The organism is Streptomyces synnematoformans (assembly GCF_039531005.1).
Classification (GTDB): Bacteria; Actinomycetota; Actinomycetes; order Streptomycetales; family Streptomycetaceae; genus Streptomyces; species Streptomyces synnematoformans.
Window position 1 is genome coordinate 1 of sequence record NZ_BAAAPF010000631.1, and the last position, 1,666, is coordinate 1,666.

General features: G+C 76.2%; 1 protein-coding gene and 1 pseudogene. Both read left to right on the plus strand.

The window, feature by feature from the left end; genetic code table 11:
- Window positions 1–460, plus strand: a pseudogene (locus ABD317_RS36705) (serine/threonine protein kinase); the annotation flags it as partial.
- Window positions 461–616: 156 nt separating this feature from the next.
- A partial coding sequence (locus ABD317_RS36710) for a serine/threonine-protein kinase (protein WP_344296365.1) occupies window positions 617–1,666 on the plus strand: 1,050 nt, incomplete at its 3' end.

Sequence of the window (1,666 nt, forward strand, 5' to 3'; positions counted from 1 at the left end):
GCCGCCCGAGGCGTACGCGGGCCCGCCGGCCCGCCGCGAGCCGCCCCCGCAGCGCTACGAGCAGCCGCAGCGCTACGAGCCGCAGCCCCAGCGCTACGAGCCCCGCCCGCAGCCGCCCGCGCCCCCGCCCCAGCAGCCGCGGGAGCGGCGGCGCGGCGCGAACCCGATGCGCATCCCGGGGCTGGGCTGTCTGAAGGGCTGTCTGTTCACGGTCCTCATCCTGGTCGTCGGCTCGTGGCTGGTCTGGGAGCTGACCCCGGTGCAGGACTGGATCGCGGACGGCAAGGGCTTCTGGGACCAGCTCACCGACTGGGGCACCGACTTCAAGAACTGGGTCTCGGACCTCAACGACGCCGCCGACGACGCCGAGAAGACGAGGGACGGCATCAACGAGGGCGTCAACGACGTCCAGGACGGTCTCGACGACCTCCAGGACGCCACGCAGGGCACGGGTCAGTAGGCACAGAAACACGAGGCCGCAGGAGCACGGGACGTACGCCGGGCGCCGGCCTGTACACCCCTCCTGGCCTGTGAGCATGCCGACAAGTCGACACCCGCGGGGGGTTTCCGGGCGGTCCGGCACCCAACGCCCGCGTCGCCGCGTAGCTTTGTCGTTATGGCACGCAGAATCGGCAGCCGATACGCCGCCCATCAGGTGATCGGACGCGGCAGCGCGGGCACGGTGTGGCTCGGCGAGGGCCCGGAGGGACCGGTCGCCATCAAGCTGCTCCGCGAGGACCTGGCCGAGGACCGGGAGCTGGTCGACCGCTTCCTGCAGGAGCGCACCGCGCTGATGAGCCTGGACCACGCGCGCGTGGTCGGCGTCCGCGACCTCGTCGTCGACGGCCGCGACCTGGCGCTCGTCATGGACCTCGTCAGCGGTACGGACCTGCGCACCCGGCTGGAGCGCGAGCGCCGGCTGCTCCCGCAGGCCGCCGTCGCCATCGCCGCCGACGTGGCCGAGGCGCTGGCCGCCGCGCACGCCGCGGGGCTCGTACACCGGGACGTCAAGCCCGAGAACGTCCTGCTGGACTCCGACGCCCCCGTCGGCGCGGGCGGCGCGCCGCCCGCGCTGCTCACCGACTTCGGCGTCGCCAAGCTCATCGACGCCCCGAGCCGCGCGCCCCAGCCTCCCCCCAAGCCCGGGGGCCGCGGGGGCGCCCCCGGCACGCCGCCCCGCGGGCGCGGCGACGCCGCCGCGGGCACCCGGGTGCCGACCCAGCGCCGCGTCATCGGCACCCCCGACTACGTCGCCCCCGAGATCGTCGAGGGCCTCCCGGCGCGCGCGGCCGTCGACATCTACGCCCTGGCCACGATGCTGTACGAGCTGCTGGCCGGCTTCACCCCCTTCGGCGGCGGCCATCCCGGCGCCGTGCTGCGCCGGCACGTCACGGAGACCGTCGCGCCGCTGCCCGGCATCCCCGACGAGCTGTGGGAGCTGCTGCTGCAGTGCCTCGCGAAGGCGCCGGCGTCGCGGCTGCGGGCGGCGGAGCTGGCCGCCCGGCTGCGCGAGATCCTGCCGGACCTGGACGGGCTGCCGCCGCTGGACGTGGAGGAGTCGGCGGACGGGACGGACGGGGACGGCGGCGGCGCGGGCGCGGCGCCGCCGCACACGATGCGGCTCGGCGCGGACCGGGTGGCGGCTCCGGCCGCGGCCCTCGCCGCG